The 16,277-nt window shown below is 45.8% G+C and carries 14 protein-coding genes; 13 read left to right on the forward strand and 1 reads right to left on the reverse strand.

Features of this window, described 5'->3' with window-relative positions; genetic code table 11:
* Positions 1-31: 31 nt before the first annotated feature.
* The 3 genes from lepA to ACQW03_RS20285 all read left to right on the forward strand — a co-directional run bounded on the left by lepA (position 32) and on the right by ACQW03_RS20285 (position 4,219).
* Positions 32-1,846, forward strand: coding sequence for a translation elongation factor 4 (lepA, locus tag ACQW03_RS20275; RefSeq protein WP_025723342.1), 1,815 nt, complete (start codon positions 32-34; stop codon positions 1,844-1,846).
* 551 nt (positions 1,847-2,397) lie between these two features.
* Entirely contained in the window at positions 2,398-3,585 is a 1,188-nt protein-coding gene (hemW, locus tag ACQW03_RS20280; protein WP_441951450.1) for a radical SAM family heme chaperone HemW, read from the forward strand.
* 157 nt (positions 3,586-3,742) lie between these two features.
* The gene (locus ACQW03_RS20285) at positions 3,743-4,219 is read left to right on the forward strand and encodes an N-acetyltransferase (protein WP_013311174.1); all 477 of its coding nucleotides are present in this window, start codon (positions 3,743-3,745) and stop codon (positions 4,217-4,219) included.
* Positions 4,220-4,301: 82 nt separating this feature from the next.
* Here ACQW03_RS20285 and ACQW03_RS20290 read toward each other — a convergent pair whose 3' ends face one another.
* Positions 4,302-4,868: a hypothetical protein gene (locus ACQW03_RS20290; RefSeq protein ID WP_441951452.1), complete on the reverse strand. Its 567-nt coding sequence runs from the start codon at positions 4,866-4,868 to the stop codon at positions 4,302-4,304.
* Between the two features lie 329 nt (positions 4,869-5,197).
* On the opposite strand from ACQW03_RS20290, the gene hrcA reads away from it, so the two are divergent.
* From hrcA to ACQW03_RS20340, 10 genes are all read left to right on the forward strand, one after another.
* On the forward strand, positions 5,198-6,229 hold the full coding sequence (gene hrcA / locus ACQW03_RS20295) for a heat-inducible transcriptional repressor HrcA (RefSeq protein WP_071641859.1): 1,032 nt from the start codon (positions 5,198-5,200) through the stop codon (positions 6,227-6,229).
* A 121-nt stretch (positions 6,230-6,350) separates the two neighbouring features.
* Positions 6,351-6,923: a nucleotide exchange factor GrpE gene (gene grpE, locus ACQW03_RS20300; protein WP_441951455.1), complete on the forward strand. Its 573-nt coding sequence runs from the start codon at positions 6,351-6,353 to the stop codon at positions 6,921-6,923.
* Positions 6,924-7,010: 87 nt separating this feature from the next.
* Positions 7,011-8,855, forward strand: coding sequence for a molecular chaperone DnaK (gene dnaK / locus ACQW03_RS20305; protein ID WP_023989512.1), 1,845 nt, complete (start codon positions 7,011-7,013; stop codon positions 8,853-8,855).
* A gap of 247 nt (positions 8,856-9,102) precedes the next feature.
* Positions 9,103-10,233 carry a molecular chaperone DnaJ gene (gene dnaJ / locus ACQW03_RS20310; protein ID WP_023989511.1) on the forward strand — a complete coding sequence of 377 codons (1,131 nt, stop codon included), beginning with the start codon at positions 9,103-9,105 and terminating at the stop codon, positions 10,231-10,233.
* A 155-nt stretch (positions 10,234-10,388) separates the two neighbouring features.
* Complete coding sequence (gene dcuS / locus ACQW03_RS20315; protein WP_220029898.1) at positions 10,389-12,044, forward strand: DcuS/MalK family sensor histidine kinase; 1,656 nt, start codon at positions 10,389-10,391, stop codon at positions 12,042-12,044.
* Positions 12,037-12,744 (forward strand): two-component system response regulator DcuR, encoded by a 708-nt coding sequence (gene dcuR, locus ACQW03_RS20320; RefSeq protein WP_220029897.1) that lies wholly within the window; start codon positions 12,037-12,039, stop codon positions 12,742-12,744. Before dcuS ends, dcuR begins: the two co-directional genes overlap by 8 nt.
* Before the next feature lie 121 nt (positions 12,745-12,865).
* Positions 12,866-14,212, forward strand: a complete 1,347-nt coding sequence (locus ACQW03_RS20325; protein ID WP_025723347.1) for a 2-hydroxycarboxylate transporter family protein — start codon at positions 12,866-12,868, stop codon at positions 14,210-14,212.
* A gap of 64 nt (positions 14,213-14,276) precedes the next feature.
* Complete coding sequence (locus tag ACQW03_RS20330) at positions 14,277-15,473, forward strand: NAD(P)-dependent malic enzyme (protein ID WP_025723348.1); 1,197 nt, start codon at positions 14,277-14,279, stop codon at positions 15,471-15,473.
* Between the two features lie 178 nt (positions 15,474-15,651).
* Entirely contained in the window at positions 15,652-16,026 is a 375-nt protein-coding gene (locus tag ACQW03_RS20335; RefSeq protein WP_013311164.1) for a hypothetical protein, read from the forward strand.
* Between the two features lie 24 nt (positions 16,027-16,050).
* Positions 16,051-16,236 carry a YfhD family protein gene (locus ACQW03_RS20340; RefSeq protein WP_071641848.1) on the forward strand — a complete coding sequence of 62 codons (186 nt, stop codon included), beginning with the start codon at positions 16,051-16,053 and terminating at the stop codon, positions 16,234-16,236.
* Positions 16,237-16,277 lie beyond the last annotated feature (41 nt).

Raw genomic sequence — 16,277 nt, forward strand, 5'->3', positions numbered from 1 at the left:
ATTGACACTAGGCATTGTGTGGGGGTAAGGCATGACTGACATATTGGCAAGACAACGTAAAATTCGGAACTTTAGTATCATTGCACATATAGACCACGGTAAATCCACGCTGGCTGACCGGATTTTGGAATACACCGGTGCACTCACATCCCGTGAAATGCAGGAGCAAGTGCTTGATCAGATGGATCTGGAACGGGAGCGCGGGATTACAATCAAGCTCCAGGCAGTGCGACTCACTTATAAGGCCGATGACGGCGAAGAGTACATTTTGAATCTGATTGATACACCGGGACACGTCGATTTTACGTATGAGGTTTCCCGAAGCTTGGCAGCCTGTGAAGGGGCCTTGCTAGTTGTAGACGCGGCACAGGGTATTGAAGCACAGACGTTGGCTAACGTATATTTGGCGTTGGACAACAATCTGGAAATTCTGCCAGTGCTTAACAAAATTGATTTGCCAAGTGCTGATCCTGAACGGGTGAAGCAGGAAATCGAGGATGTTATCGGCTTGGATACGAGCGAGACTGTCCACGCATCGGCCAAAGCTGGAATCGGTATCAAGGAGATTTTGGAACAGGTGGTCAGAAGCGTACCTGCTCCGCAAGGGAATCCGAATAATCCGCTGAAGGCGCTTATTTTCGATTCGCATTATGACCCATATAAAGGCGTTATTGTGTATGTCCGCGTCGTAGATGGTAGCATCAAGGCAGGCTCCAAAATTAAAATGATGGCGACCGATAAAACGTTTGAGGTTATCGAGGTAGGAGCCTTCATGCCACGTATGAGCATCGTGGACGAGCTGAACATCGGTGATGTTGGTTTTATCGTTGCTGGTATCAAGCATGTGGGTGATACGCGTGTCGGGGATACGGTGACAGATGCAAAAAATCCAACATTAGAACCGATGCCAGGCTATCGGAAAATTAATCCGATGGTATATTGCGGTCTGTATCCAATCGAAACATCCGAGTATAACGATCTGCGTGAGGCGCTTGAAAAGCTACAACTGAACGATGCTTCGCTCAGCTTTGAGCCAGAAACATCAAGCGCGTTGGGTTTTGGCTTCCGTTGTGGATTCCTTGGTCTGCTTCATATGGACGTTATTCAGGAACGGATTGAACGTGAATTTAACATTCCACTAATTACAACGGCACCAAGCGTTATTTACCGTATTAAGTTGACGAATGGGGAAACGATCCAGATCGACAACCCATCGAATTATCCGGAAATCGGACGGATTGAACATGTGGAAGAGCCTTATGTTAAAGCAGGCATTATCGTCCCTAATGATTACGTAGGTACAGTGATGGAGCTTTGTCAAACTAAGCGTGGTGAGTACGTAAATATGGAATACCTGGATACGACACGGGTAACCATTACGTATCAAATTCCGCTGTCTGAAATCGTATATGATTTCTTCGATCAACTTAAATCAAGTACCAAAGGCTATGCTTCCTTTGATTATGAAATTTCAGGCTATCGCCAGTCCAATCTGGTGAAAATGGATATTTTGTTGAATGGCGAGCAGGTCGATGCGCTGTCGTTCATCGTGCATAGAGATCGGGCTTATCATCGCGGACGTATTATCTGTGAGAAGCTTCGCGAGCTAATCCCGCGTCAAATGTTCGAGGTGCCGATCCAGGCATCCGTGGGAACAAAGGTCGTGGCGCGTGAAACCGTTAAGGCGATGCGTAAAAACGTCTTGGCCAAATGCTACGGCGGCGATATTTCCCGTAAACGGAAGCTGCTTGAAAAGCAAAAAGAGGGCAAGAAGCGTATGAAGCAGGTCGGTAACGTAGAAGTACCACAGGAAGCATTTATGGCGGTACTGAAAATAGATGAGTAAAGCTGCTTGAATCAGCAGTATCGTATTGAATTCGGTACATCACAAATGTATGTATAGATTGAATACACATAAGCAACAACAGCATGATTCTGTAGTAGCTTAGGTACAATCACTCTGTGAGTACCTCAAGGTATTACAATCCGCTTGATTCCAAGCGGTATTCGTCCATTCTTTCATGGGGCATTTGCCGTGCATGGAGAATGGACGTTATTTATTTGAGCAAGCTATCCAGAGATGGAGTGTTTGTTATCTCAGTTGCAAAAATAGTATAACAACAGCATCTTTAGCGTATTTCTAAAGATGCTTTACTCTTACTGCAACACCTACATCACAAAAAATGAACGATGGTGGTGGGCAGCAGCGGAGTGGATGGAATCGTTCTGAAGAAGCGTTAGCGTTCGCCTTTATCCCCGGATTTTACCCTATTAAGTTTTCAAAGAAAAAATCCGGGGGTAACAGCGATCGGAAGAATGATCCATCCACGGAGCGTTCTCCCCCCTCTTCGCCATTTTTTTCAATCACTACAACCTGAATTGACAAGGAGGATCGGTATGACCGCATCCATACAAAAACATGAACATTCATCCGCGCCTCAAGCGGTTTACCTGCATATACCTTTTTGCACGAATAAATGCTTTTACTGTGATTTCAACTCTTATGTGCTCAAGGATCAACCTGTTATGGAATATCTGTATGCACTGGAACGGGAGATGGAACATACAGTCGAGCTTCACCCGCCAGGAGAGATTAAAACCATTTTTGTTGGGGGCGGAACACCAACTACCCTAAACCCGAAAGAAATGGAATATTTCCTGAAGAGCGTCCGAACCTATTTCCCAAATTGGGCGGAAGATATTGAGTTTTCCATGGAAGCCAATCCGGGTACCACTGATTTTGAAAAACTCTCTGTAATGAAAGAAGGCGGCGTCAATCGACTCAGCTTTGGTGTACAGGCTTTTCAGAATGAGCTACTCACAGGCATAGGTCGTATTCACAGTACAGATGACGTATATCGCAGTTTGGAAAACGCCCGTAAGGTTGGCTTGGACAACCTGTCGATTGACCTGATGTTCGGTTTGCCGAACCAAACGGTGGAGATGCTGCATGAAAGCGTCAGTAGAGCGCTAGAGCTGGAGCTTCCTCATTACTCTATCTACAGCTTGAAGGTTGAAGAAAATACACTCTTCCATACGCTGTACCAGAAAAATCAGCTGCCACTTCCACATGAGGATGACGAACTGGAAATGTATTTACTCCTCATGCGTCGCATGAAAGAAGCGGGGTATGAGCAGTATGAGATTAGTAATTTCGCAAAACCAGGCTTGGGGAGCAAGCACAACATGACCTATTGGCGAAATGAGGACTATTACGGTCTCGGCGCTGGGGCACATGGATATGTTGGCAGAGAGCGTCATATGAACATTAAGGGCATTAATCCTTATGTGGAGGCTAGTCGTAATGGTTTACCACGTCTGGATAGCTTTGAGGTGCCGGCGGCGGAAGCCATGGAGGATTTTCTTATGGTCGGTTTGAGAATGCTGGAGGGCGTTTCCAAGTCCCGTTTTGAAGCTCAATTCGGTCAGGCGTTGGAGGATACGTTTACTGCTCCTCTCGGAAAAATGCTCAATGCGGGGTTAATCGAATCAATTGAGGACGGTTATCGTTTGAGTGAACGCGGCATTTTATTCGGAAATGATGTATTTGCAGAGTTCATCGGTTCAATCACGGTAAATTCATAAGTCGTAAGCTTCAATACAGCACGTTTCAACTTCGTAATCTGGGACAATCATTTTATAACACCATTCTGTCACAGCAGGGTAAATGGAGTATTGCGATTCTATGCGTTATGTTGTATATTTATTCATTATATGCGGCAAGCGGCAGGAGGAGAGCAAGATGGCTTCAGTGTGTAAAGATGTATTGTGCAGAAGTGCGGTTCCTGAGGATGTGGAGCCTTTATATCAAATGATTAGCGGCTATGCAGAGCGGGGGATTATGCTGCCACGTTCGAGGGAAGTGCTTACGCGCCAACTGGAGCTATTTATTGTTGCAGAGGTGGACGGCGAAGTTGTTGGTTGTGGTTCTTTATGCAAATTGGGCGCTGATCTGGTAGAGATTCGCTCCCTTGGCATCTCTGAGGGACATAAAGGAATGGGTATTGGCTCCAAGCTCGTGGAGGGCCTTATTATAGAAGCACGGCGGCAACGTATTCCTAAAATTATGGCATTGACCTACGAGGTCTCCTTTTTTATAAAAAACGGTTTTGATGTAGTAAGTAAAGAGATTTTCCCTGAAAAGGTATGGACCGACTGCATTCACTGTAGTAAACAAAACAATTGTGATGAAATCGCAGTGTTGAAAGTACTGAACTGACCTGTCAATAATGAGGTCAGTTCTTTTTTCATCAGGCCATAATCGTGCGTATGCTATACACCCTACATTGTTTAATCCTGATTCATTTCTCATATGATTGGAGCAACCACCAAATGAATTGATGATGAGGCTCCAGTTCGGAAGGTAATCCATTCAGGCTTCTTATGGGATGGTCCTTATGATAATCAGTATCATTATAAAAGTATGCAGTGCCGTCTAATGGAACTCGGTGTTTATATTTATACAAGGCTACAACATATCTTTCAGACTCACCGGTTCTGCTTGGACTATATGTATATCCTTCCCAATCGCCTAGTGTTAAATCATCGTAATGTTGTATAGCCGATATACTGTATTTTATTTGCTTGGGAATACTTGGATTGAATTCTTGAGGGTAAAATAAAATGGTATTCCACATGCTTAAGAGTATTGTAGGAACCAAGATTAAGGTACAACACAGGGGGCTTAATTTGCGAATTAAATGGATGACTGAAATAATAAGGGCTGCATTGAGGATGAAAACTAATGGCAAAGCAGCTATTGTTCCTAGTCCTGTATACGGAAACAACTTGATTAAAATCTGAAACATACAAATTGTAGGTAAAAGTGCGATCGATGCGTATAAAAGGTTGCGGCGATTAGTTCTCAAATTTAATTCCTCCTCAAGGACTAAAAAGATGTAACGGTATAAAGATATAGTCTCGAACGAATTTTCTGTTTTTGAATCTCTATACATAAATACGGTATTCATACGATGAATAATGAGATTTTCCGTAAAAAAGTGTAAACGGTTTGCATTTGCTGCAGTAAACTAAACTGTTGTAATAAATCTTGTTTATTGAAAATACTGATCTGACTTGACAATGATCAGGTCGGTTTGGTATTTTTGTATTATCGGTTAGCACTCATCGCGAACGAGTGCTAATGATTCCATTTAACAATCATGCTATTATGGATAAACAACAAGGGGGGATTCGCTTGTTAACCGAACGTCAGAGACTCATTCTGAATGCGATTATTGATGACTACATTCGTTCGGCTGAGCCAGTGGGTTCCCGCAGCATATCCAAAAGGCAGGATGTCGGATTCAGCCCGGCCACGATCCGTAATGAAATGTCGGATTTGGAAGAACAGGGCTATCTGGAGCAACCCCATACTTCTGCGGGACGCATCCCGTCTCATAAAGGCTATCGTTATTATGTGGACCATCTGGGGCCACTGAATACACTGAAGCCTATGGAAATGCGGGAACTGAAAGCCTTTTACGCCGAAAAGCTGAATGTAATGGAGCAAGTGATCCAGCATGCGTCAGGCATTTTGTCCCATATGACCAATTATACTTCCATCCTGCTTGGGCCGGAGGTTTTTCATACTTCATTGCGTCATTTTCAGCTGCTGCCGCTCAACGAAACGACGGCTGTAGCGATTATCGTGACCAATACCGGTCAGGTGGAGAATAAAACGGTAGATATTCCACCGGGAATTTCGATTTCCGAGATGGAGAAGGTTGTGAATTTACTGAACAGCAAGCTGGTCGGTGTGCCGATTTATCAGCTTAAATCACGCCTTTACACCGCACTTGGTCAGGAGATGGAGAAGCATGTGTCTCATTTTGAGGACGCTATGAAGGTGCTGGATAAAGCACTGGATAATGAATCGGATCAGCGCTTGTATTTGAGCGGTGCGACGAACATGCTCAATCAACCTGAATTTAAAGATGTAGAAAAGGTTAAACATATTCTCGATCTGCTGGAGGAAACACCAACGCTGCTTAAACTAATGACACCTGTTGCCGGGGCACCTGAAATTCAAGTCCGCATCGGCACTGAAAATGATCATGAGGCGTTTGCCAATTGCAGCCTGATTACTGCTACGTATGCAGTAGACGGAGAAGCGTTGGGCACTATAGGCATACTGGGTCCGACACGGATGGAATATGCGAGAGTTATTAATATTTTGGGTATCCTGTCTAAGGATTTGACCGCAATGCTAACGCAACGGTTTAAATAGAACAAGACCGCATAGGTTGCGGTACTACATGTTCCGCGCCGGGATACGGTTTGTATCCTGCGCGGGTGCATTGTTGCGTGTTTTTGTAAAGGCAGTTATGACTTGAAGGAGGTGAAACATTTTGAAGGAAGAACAAGCGTTCCAAGAAGAAAAACAACAAAATGTAAGCACAGAGGAAGCCGCCGAAACGAGCCAGCAGGAAGAGCCGGTTAATGAAGCGGCAGCACTGGAAGACCAAGAAAGCGAAACAGAGCTGACTAAGCTTCGCGCACAGGCGGAAGAGCATCAACAGCGGTTTTTACGCGCTCAGGCGGATTTTGATAATTTTCGCCGTCGTACGCTGAAAGAAAAAGAAGACCTTGCCAAATATGCATCTATGAAGCTGGTTACCGAGTTGGTGCCTGTTTTGGATAACTTCGAGCGTGCGCTGGCAACAGCACCGCAAGGAGCGGAGTCTGAGTCATTCAGCAAAGGCGTGGAAATGATTTTCCGCCAGTTTGAGAGTGTGCTTCAGTCAGAGGGTGTAACGGCCATGAATTCGGTGGGACAACCGTTTAATCCGGATTTCCATCAGGCTATTATGCAGGTGGAGAGCGAAGAGCATGAGGAAGGCATCGTCGTTGAAGAGGTACAAAAAGGATACATGCTGAAGGACAAGGTGCTTCGTCCAGCGATGGTAAAAGTGAGCATGTAGCTTTTTCAATATACATTAGAAATACATCATTTTGATTCAACCATTCTGGCCTGCGGGCCTCGTATATGCAGAAGGAGGAATTGTCCGATGAGCAAAGTAATCGGTATTGACTTAGGTACAACCAACTCTTGTGTGGCTGTTATGGAGGGCGGCGAAGCGGTCGTTATTCCAAATCCGGAAGGCGCACGCACAACCCCTTCCGTTGTTGGTTTCAAAAAAGATGGAGAACGTACTGTAGGGGAAACAGCAAAACGCCAAGCAATTACGAACCCGGATCGTACAATTATGTCCATCAAACGTCACATGGGTACAAACCATAAAGAAAGCATTGACGGCAAGGAATATTCCGCACAGGAAATTTCCGCTATGATTTTGCAAAAGCTGAAATCCGATGCTGAAGCTTACCTGGGACAAACGGTTACTCAAGCTGTTATTACTGTTCCAGCTTACTTCAATGACGGTCAACGTCAAGCAACCAAGGATGCAGGTAAAATTGCTGGCCTGGAAGTTCTGCGGATTGTCAACGAGCCAACAGCAGCTGCATTGGCATACGGTATGGAAAAATCCGAAGACCAAACGATCCTCGTGTATGACTTGGGTGGCGGTACATTCGACGTATCCATTCTGGAACTGGGCGACGGTTTCTTCGAAGTTAAAGCAACAAGCGGCGATAACAAGCTGGGTGGCGATGACTTTGACCAAGTGATTATTGATTACCTCGTAAATGAGTTCAAAAAAGATCAAGGCATCGACCTGAGCAAAGATAAAGCTGCTGTACAACGTCTGAAAGATGCAGCGGAAAAAGCGAAAAAAGAACTGTCCGGCGTACTGACAACGACGATTTCTTTGCCGTTTATCACAGTAGCTGATGGCGTTCCACAGCATTTGGAGTTGAACCTGACTCGTGCGAAATTTGAAGAATTGTCTGAAGGTCTGGTAGAACGTACATTGGGACCTACTCGTCAAGCAATGAAAGATGCAGGCATGAGTGCCAGCGACATCGACAAAATCGTTCTGGTCGGCGGTTCCACACGTATTCCGGCTGTACAAGAAGCAATCAAAAAGCTGACAGGTAAAGAGCCACACAAAGGCGTAAACCCTGATGAAGTGGTAGCTTTGGGCGCGGCAGTTCAAGCGGGTGTACTGACTGGTGATGTGAAAGACGTCGTTCTCCTTGACGTAACTCCACTGTCCCTCGGTATTGAAACCGCAGGTGGCGTGTTTACTAAAATGATTGATCGTAACACGACGATCCCTACGAGCAAATCGCAGGTATTCTCGACATATGCCGACAATCAGCCTAGCGTAGAAATTCACGTGTTGCAAGGTGAACGTGAAATGGCAGCAGGCAACAAAACACTGGGTCGTTTCCAATTGGGAGATATCCCTCCAGCACCACGTGGTGTACCACAAATTGAAGTTACCTTTGATCTGGATGCGAACGGTATCGTGAACGTATCCGCTACAGATAAAGGCACAGGCAAAAGCCAAAAAATTACGATTACATCTTCCAGCGGCTTGAGCGACGAGGAAGTAGAACGTATGATGAAGGATGCCGAGTTGCATGCGGAAGAAGATAAAAAACGCAAAGATTTGGTAGAAGCGAAAAATGCTGCGGATCAACTGATCTACTCTGTAGACAAAACGATTAAAGATCTGGGCGAAAAAGCGGATGCAGGCGAAGTCGAAAAAGCAAATGCAGCTAAAGAAAATCTGCAAAAAACGCTGGAAACCGACAACCTGGAAGACATCAAAAAAGCTACTGAAGAACTGACTGAAATCGTTCAGCAATTGTCTGTGAAGCTATATGAGCAAGCTGCTCAAGAAGCACAGGCTCAACAAGCTCAAGATGGCGCAGCAGACAGCAAAGGTCGCGACAATGTGGTTGACGCGGACTATGAAGTTGTTGACGAAGACCAGAAGAAAGACTAAGCTACGGATCGGGTAGTGGTAGCTTTACGGTATACCGATGCGTTATGATATACTGATTAGTAATTGCAGCGTAGCTGCCTTGATAAATAACAATTAGCCGAAGGGTAACAGTTATTTCCAAGATAAATAAGCATATTACGGGTTGTACTGCCTTGAAATGATGGGAAGGTCAAAGCCGGGTCATCCCGTGCCTTTGGCTTTCCTTTTATATGTAGTGCAGACACGTTGTAGGCATGGGGGTGGAACATTGGCTGATAAGCGTGATTATTATGAGGTGCTGGGCGTCGCGAAGGGCGCTTCGGATGAAGAAGTCAAAAAGGCTTACCGTAAGCTTGCGCGTCAGTATCATCCGGACGTGAACAAGGCTGCGGACGCGGAAACTAAATTTAAAGAAGTGAAAGAAGCTTACGATGTTCTCAGCGATGGTCAGAAGCGGGCAAGATACGATCAATATGGTCATGTAGACCCGAACCAGGGCATGGGAGGCGGCTTCGGTGGTGGCGCCGACTTCGGTGGCGGGTTTGGCGATATTTTTGATATGTTCTTTGGTGGCGGCGGCAACGGTCGACGTGATCCGAATGCACCGCAGCGTGGGAACGATCTTCAATATACGATGACGATTGAATTTAAGGAAGCGGTGTTCGGTAAAGAAACCGACATTCATATTGAACGTACGGAAACATGTGATACGTGTCACGGTACGGGAGCCAAAGCGGGTACTCAACCACAAACCTGCTCCGTCTGCCACGGCAGCGGACAGGAAGAAGTGGTGCAGAATACACCGTTTGGTCGTATGGTTAATCGACGCGCCTGCTCCAATTGCGGCGGTTCCGGTAAAATCATTAAAGAAAAATGTACGACTTGTAGCGGTTCGGGTCGGGTACGCAAGCAACGTAAAATTCATATCCGCATTCCAGCGGGTGTGGATGACGGCGCACAAATGCGTATTAACGGTGAAGGCGAAGGCGGTGTCAACGGAGGACCGGCAGGTGACTTGTACGTCGTGTTCCGTGTGAAATCGCACGACTTCTTTGAGCGTGAGGGAGACGATATCTACTGTGAAATTCCGCTGACGTTCTCACAGGCAGCATTGGGAGATGAAGTCGAGATCCCGACGTTGACCGAGAAAGTGAAGCTGAAAGTTCCAGCAGGTACGCAAACAGGTACTTACTTCCGTCTTAAAGGAAAAGGTGTGCCAAAACTGCGTGGCGTAGGTCAGGGTGACCAGCATATTAAGGTCGTTGTGGTAACGCCTAGCAAGCTGAGTGAGGAACAAAAGGATTTGCTGCGTCAGTTCTCTTCGCTTAGCGGAGAGCAGACACATGAGAATGAGCAGTCTTTTTTTGACCGTGTGAAGCGCGCCTTCCGAGGCGACTAAGCCCAATTAGGAATCGCGGAGCTTCAACCATGAATCAAAGGAAACTATTCCGCAATTGCGGGATAGTTCCTTTTTTTATATTCACGTAAACACATACATAACCATTTTTGTATAGGCATGTTGAACTATTGAGGCTTAATATCAAGTAGAAAGGGGTGAGCTCCATCGGAAATGTACAGCTCAAGCTACGTCGGGGTAAACCGCTATTAAAGCTCAGAGGCCTAATTACACTGCTAGTATGTCTAGTTATGGCACTTGTGCTTCTGCCTGTAACCCTGTTATTTGCTGAGAGAGTGGAGCATGAAACTGAGAAGGGACTGGAAGAAAAGGCAATGTCCATCGCGCGTACACTCGCTCATACGCCGCTTATTGTCGAGCAATTGCAAGGGACGGGTTCGTCTCCTTCCATGCAGGAGTATGTGAAGAGGGTTTCAGCAGCAAATCACATCCAGTTTATCGTGGCTATGGATATGAAGGGAATTCGTAAAACGCACCCGGATGCTAAGATGATCGGCAAAGCCTTTGTCGGCGGAGACGAGTATACTGCACTTCATGGCCATGAGAGTGTGTCCGTTGCGAAGGGAACATTGGGCCTGTCCATGCGAGCCTTTTCCCCCGTGTTCAGTTTAACGGGGAAACAGGTAGGGGCGATTGTTGTTGGTATATCCATGCAAGATGTACAGATGGCTCAGGAAGGCAACAACCGTCTTATTGCTATCGCCATTGGCACTGGAATGTTAATTGGCACTGGAGGTGCGGTTGTACTGGCTCGTAAAATCAAAAATATGCTAGCCGGACTGGAGCCGGCGGAAATCGCACGCTTGCTAGAGGAACGCAGCGCTATGTTGCAATCCATCAAGGAAGGAGTTATTGCGGTAGATGAATTCGGTCGCGTCATGCTGATGAATGCAGAAGCGATACGTCTGCTTAGGCAAGCGGGGATTGAAGATTTCTCATTCTCCGGACAGGAGATTACCGTTTATTTATCCGCTTTTCGATTGCAAGACGTCTTGGAAGCAAGTACTCCACAGATGGATGAGGAAATGGAGATGGGTGGAATAACCTTGCTGACCACTAGTGTTCCTATACGGGTCAAAGGGGAAATTGTGGGAGCAATTGTAACCTTTCGAGATAAAACGGAGATGAACCAGCTTGCGGAACGTTTGACAGGAGTGTCCCTGTACACGGAAGCACTACGTGCGCAGGCTCATGAGTTTATGAACAAGCTGCATGTCATTATGGGGATGGTACACTTGCGAATGTACGATAAACTGGAGCATTACATTATGGATGCCGTCGAGCATCATCAAGTGGAGATTGGCTCTATCACCCGGCAGATCAGGGACCCAGTTATGGCAGGGTTTGTGTTGGGGAAATTAAGCCGGGCCAGAGAAGTAGGGGTGAATTTTGAACTAACTCCAGGTAGTTACTTGCCCGAATCCAGTCAAACTCAGACGACGCATGAACTGATTACTATTCTTGGCAATCTGTTTGATAATGCGGTGGAGGCGATGGAATCTTTGGAGCACAAGCGGATTACCCTTTCACTTTATTATGAGGAAAGCCAGAAGAACGGCTATCTGACCTGTATCATGTGCGATAATGGTCCGGGTATACCGGAAGGGCTTGTGAAGGCTATATTTGAAAAAGGTTTTTCGACCAAGGGAGAGTCACGAGGGATGGGCCTTTATCTGGTGGCGCAAAGCGTGAAAAGATTACAGGGAAGTATAAAGTTGATCCCAGCCGAGCAAGGGTGCTGTTTTCAGATTACGATTCCATACATTATAGCGGGGAATGATGAACATGATTAATGTCCTGATTGTAGAAGATGATCCGATGGTTGCGGAATTTAACCGCAAATATATGGAGCAGGTGGAAGGTTTTCGATGTGGGGGTTGGGCTTCTTCTGTGGAAGAGGCTAAGAAGTATATAGCTGAACAAGCCATTGATTTGATATTGCTAGATGTGTATATGCAGGAAAGCAATGGCCTCGAGTTACTGTCATTCATACGGGAGACAGGCGCAAATATAGATATCATTGTCATCTCGGCTGCAAGTGACATGAACAGTGTCAAAAAAGCGATGAACTTCGGCGCGGTGGATTACTTGATTAAGCCGTTCCACTTTAACCGTTTTTTGGAGGCCCTCACGGGGTACAGAGAGCACATTAGCATCGTGCGTGAGCGTAGCCTACTTTCTCAGGAGGAGCTGGACCGACTGATTTATCATAAAAGCTTGACTAAAGACTTGGCACGGTTGCCCAAAGGTATAACTAAATCCACGCTGTCTATGATATGGAATTGTATCCAGCGGCATAATAAGGTGCTATTTTCCACCGAGGATATCGCGGAGAGTGCAGGAATATCCAGGGTGTCTATGCGCAAGTACCTGGCTTTTATGACAGAGATTGAGGCTCTTTCCATGGAAACCATATACGGTACGATAGGGCGTCCTGTTTACCAATACCGGATATTGCCACAGGCAGAAGGCATCATGAATAGTTTTATTTAAATCTTCTTTCTGATTACTTTAATTACAAAAGTGAATGATTAGTTTTAAAACCAAATAAAGCGTTTTCCAAGGTGTAGAATGGAAACATGGTCATCATTCTTCACTTTATGGAGGGAGATTTATGGAAAATGCTACGAATCAGCCTGTCATTCAAAAGGGGCAAAGATGGAGTAAAAATTTTGTAGATGGCATCAGAATACTGGGTAGGGTAAAGGTAGGAGTTATTCCTCTTCCACTCTATGCCGTGATCGCGCTGATTGTTTATGCAGCTGCAATTACTGAAAGACTTCCGAACGATCTGTTAGGCGGGTTTGCCGTCATCATGATTTTAGGTATACTGCTCAGTGATCTAGGGGCCAAGCTTCCGTTGCTTAAGCATATTGGCGGACCGGCCATTTTATCTCTAATGGTTCCATCGTTAATGGTATTTTGGAATATGTTCAGTCCATCTGCGATGGGTGCTGTACACACGCTTATGAAAACCTCGAATTTTCTTTACTTCTACATCGCATGTCTAGTAACGGGAAGTATTCTTGGCATGGATCGGAAAATGCTGATGAATGGAATTGTCAAAATTTTTGCCCCCATTATTATAGGATCTATTGCAGCTGTTGCCGTGGGGATGGTGGTGGGGATGGCTTTTGGCTATAGCGCCTATCATACATTTTTTTTCATCATCATTCCGATTATCTCCGGTGGGATTGGGGAAGGCATTTTACCGTTGTCCATTTCGTATGGATTGGTGCTGGGCAAGGATTCCGCAGTATTCGTATCTCAGTTTATCCCGGCTGCAATTATCGGGAACATTGTTGCAATCATAGGTGCGGGTGTTCTGAAGAGATTAGCAGAGAAAAATCCAAAAACTTCAGGTAACGGAAGGTTATTAAAGCTAGAGAAAGATGCGGATAAGTTAGCTCCAGCAAGTTTGGAGCAATCGATTTCTTTTCCATTGATGGGAGGAGGTCTGCTGTTAGCTTGCACTTTCTTTATTGTGGGTAAGTTGCTGGAGCCGTATCTCCATATTCCAGGTCCGATCCTCATGATTCTGGCGGCGGCATTAATTAAGTGTATTCAGATCATGCCGAACACATTGGAGCAGGGAGCTTTTCACTTGTACAAATGTATAACGGCAAGTCTGACGTGGCCCTTGATGGTGGGATTGGGTATTTTGTATGTACCTTTGGATAGTGTAGTTGGGATTTTAACGGTTCCTTATGCCATCACCTGCGCATCTGTTGTAGTTGCATTGATTGTTACCGGATACTTTACAGGAAAATGGATTCACATGTATCCCGTAGAGGCTGCTTTGGTGACTAGCTGTCGCGGTGGATTAGGGGGCACGGGAGATGTAGCCATTCTGTCTGCGTCCAATCGGATGGAGCTGATGCCTTTTGCGCAAATTGCAACACGTATTGGAGGGGCAGGCACGGTCATTTTAGCAACTTTGTTACTCCAATTATGGAGCTGATGAGTTTTATACACAGGACTGAGATTCATATCCAAATAGAGACACTGAAAGGACGGAGAAAAATATGAGCAGTTTAATAGATGAAATTAGAGAATTACACGCAGGTGGAAAAATGGAGACCTTACCAAAGAAGCCAATTGAAACGATGGAGGGGCTGTCCAAAGTTTATACGCCGGGTGTAGCTGAAATCTGTATGGAAATCGCCAATGACCCAGCCAAAGCGTATCAATTAACGATCAAAAAGAATACAGTAGCAGTCGTATCAGACGGAACCGCGGTACTTGGATTAGGAGATATCGGCCCGGAGGCCGCTATGCCTGTGATGGAGGGTAAAGCAGTGTTGTTCAAACAATTTGCAGGTGTCGACGCCTTCCCAATCTGTCTCAACACGAAGGACGCTGATGAAATTGTTCAAATTGTCAAAATGATTGCTCCTGCCTTTGGAGGTATTAATTTGGAAGATATATCTTCGCCACGCTGTTTTGAAATCGAGAGACGGTTGAAGCAGGAACTGGACATTCCAGTATTTCATGATGATCAGCATGGTACGGCAGTCGTTGTATTAGCGGGTCTGGTCAATGCATTAAAGGTATGTGGCAAAAAAATGGAGGATGTCAAAGTTGTATTTGCAGGGATCGGTGCGGCGGGTATGGCCTGCTCCCGTATGCTGCTTAAGGCAGGTGTGCGCAATCTGATTGGCGTTGATCGACAGGGAGCTATTCATCGTGACGTGGAGTACAGTAACCCGCATTGGACAGAGTATGCGAACATGACTAATCCGCACAATTTAAGTGGAAGTTTATCCGATGTGATTGTGGGAGCTGATGTGTTCATCGGTGTGTCAGGCCCGAATATACTGACTGTGGAGGATATACAGAGCATGGCAACTGATCCTATTGTGTTCGCCATGGCGAATCCGAAGCCGGAAATTGATCCGGCTGTAGCCGCACCTCATGTACGTGTGCTTGCTACCGGCCGCTCCGATTTTCCAAATCAGATTAACAATGTGCTGTGCTTCCCGGGAATTTTCCGGGGTGCTCTAGATTGCCATGCTACGACGATTAATGAGGAAATGAAACTGGCTGCCGGACTTGCCATCGCTGATGCCATCTGTCCTGAGGAGCTAAGTGAAACTTATATCATACCGAATGTTTTTAATCCGAAGGTGGTTCAAAAGGTACGGGATGCTGTCATTCGTGCTGCATGGGAGACAGGAGTGGCCAAGTCTGGTGAAGCTCCGGCTGCTACTTTACACCCGTAAAAGTTATATTCTTCACAAACTATGGTTCACAGTCTTGGCCTGATGTTCTCGATACCGCCTGATCCGTCTAGCTTCGTAGGGAATATAAAATCGTGCCAATGAGCAGGATATAACAAAGCGTAACGCTCTATGCTCTTGAAGAGCAGTTGCGCTCAATACTACACAGGGAGATTTTGAGATGGGCGAAAAAAATATTTTGGCGTATTTCAAAAGTCCTGAGGAAGCACAGGGAGCCGCTAGAAAACTGGAAGCTCTCCGGGTAGCCGATGTGTCGATAGACCGATTTAGCCGGTATCCGCGGCAGTCTACTGGCAACGCCGGATTGCCTGTATTTTCAGGACAGATTAGCAGCTTGTCCTCACTGACACAGGGCGTGGACTTTACAGATGCAACTCCAGCAATACTGGCTGCAGCTGATCCGTCCGCCAGTGGCATGAGTGATGGAGGACAGGGCGGACCGACGGGCCGTGATATTTTGTTGACTGCTGTGGTGGATGAATCCATTCATCATCAGGCGATGTCCATCGTGGAACAAGCGGGTGGAATGCTGTGAAAAGTTTGGAAGGAGTAGTGACCGATGTCCAAAAACAAACGGTTTGATAAAGTGCTGACCAAAACGGAGAAAATCAAACGCATGCAATCTGCTAAAAATGAAGATGTAGAGTTCTCGTCAGATCAGGCAGATGCTGAGGATCTAGAAGCGATCCGGCGTAGCGAAGTAGCTGACCGTCGTCAGCAGCGTATCATAATCGACAATGAGTAGAATTTAATAAGACGGGTTATCTCCATTAATAAGGATGATTT

The organism is Paenibacillus sp. DRB1-1 (assembly GCF_052119485.1).
GTDB lineage: Bacteria > Bacillota > Bacilli > Paenibacillales > Paenibacillaceae > Paenibacillus > Paenibacillus polymyxa_B.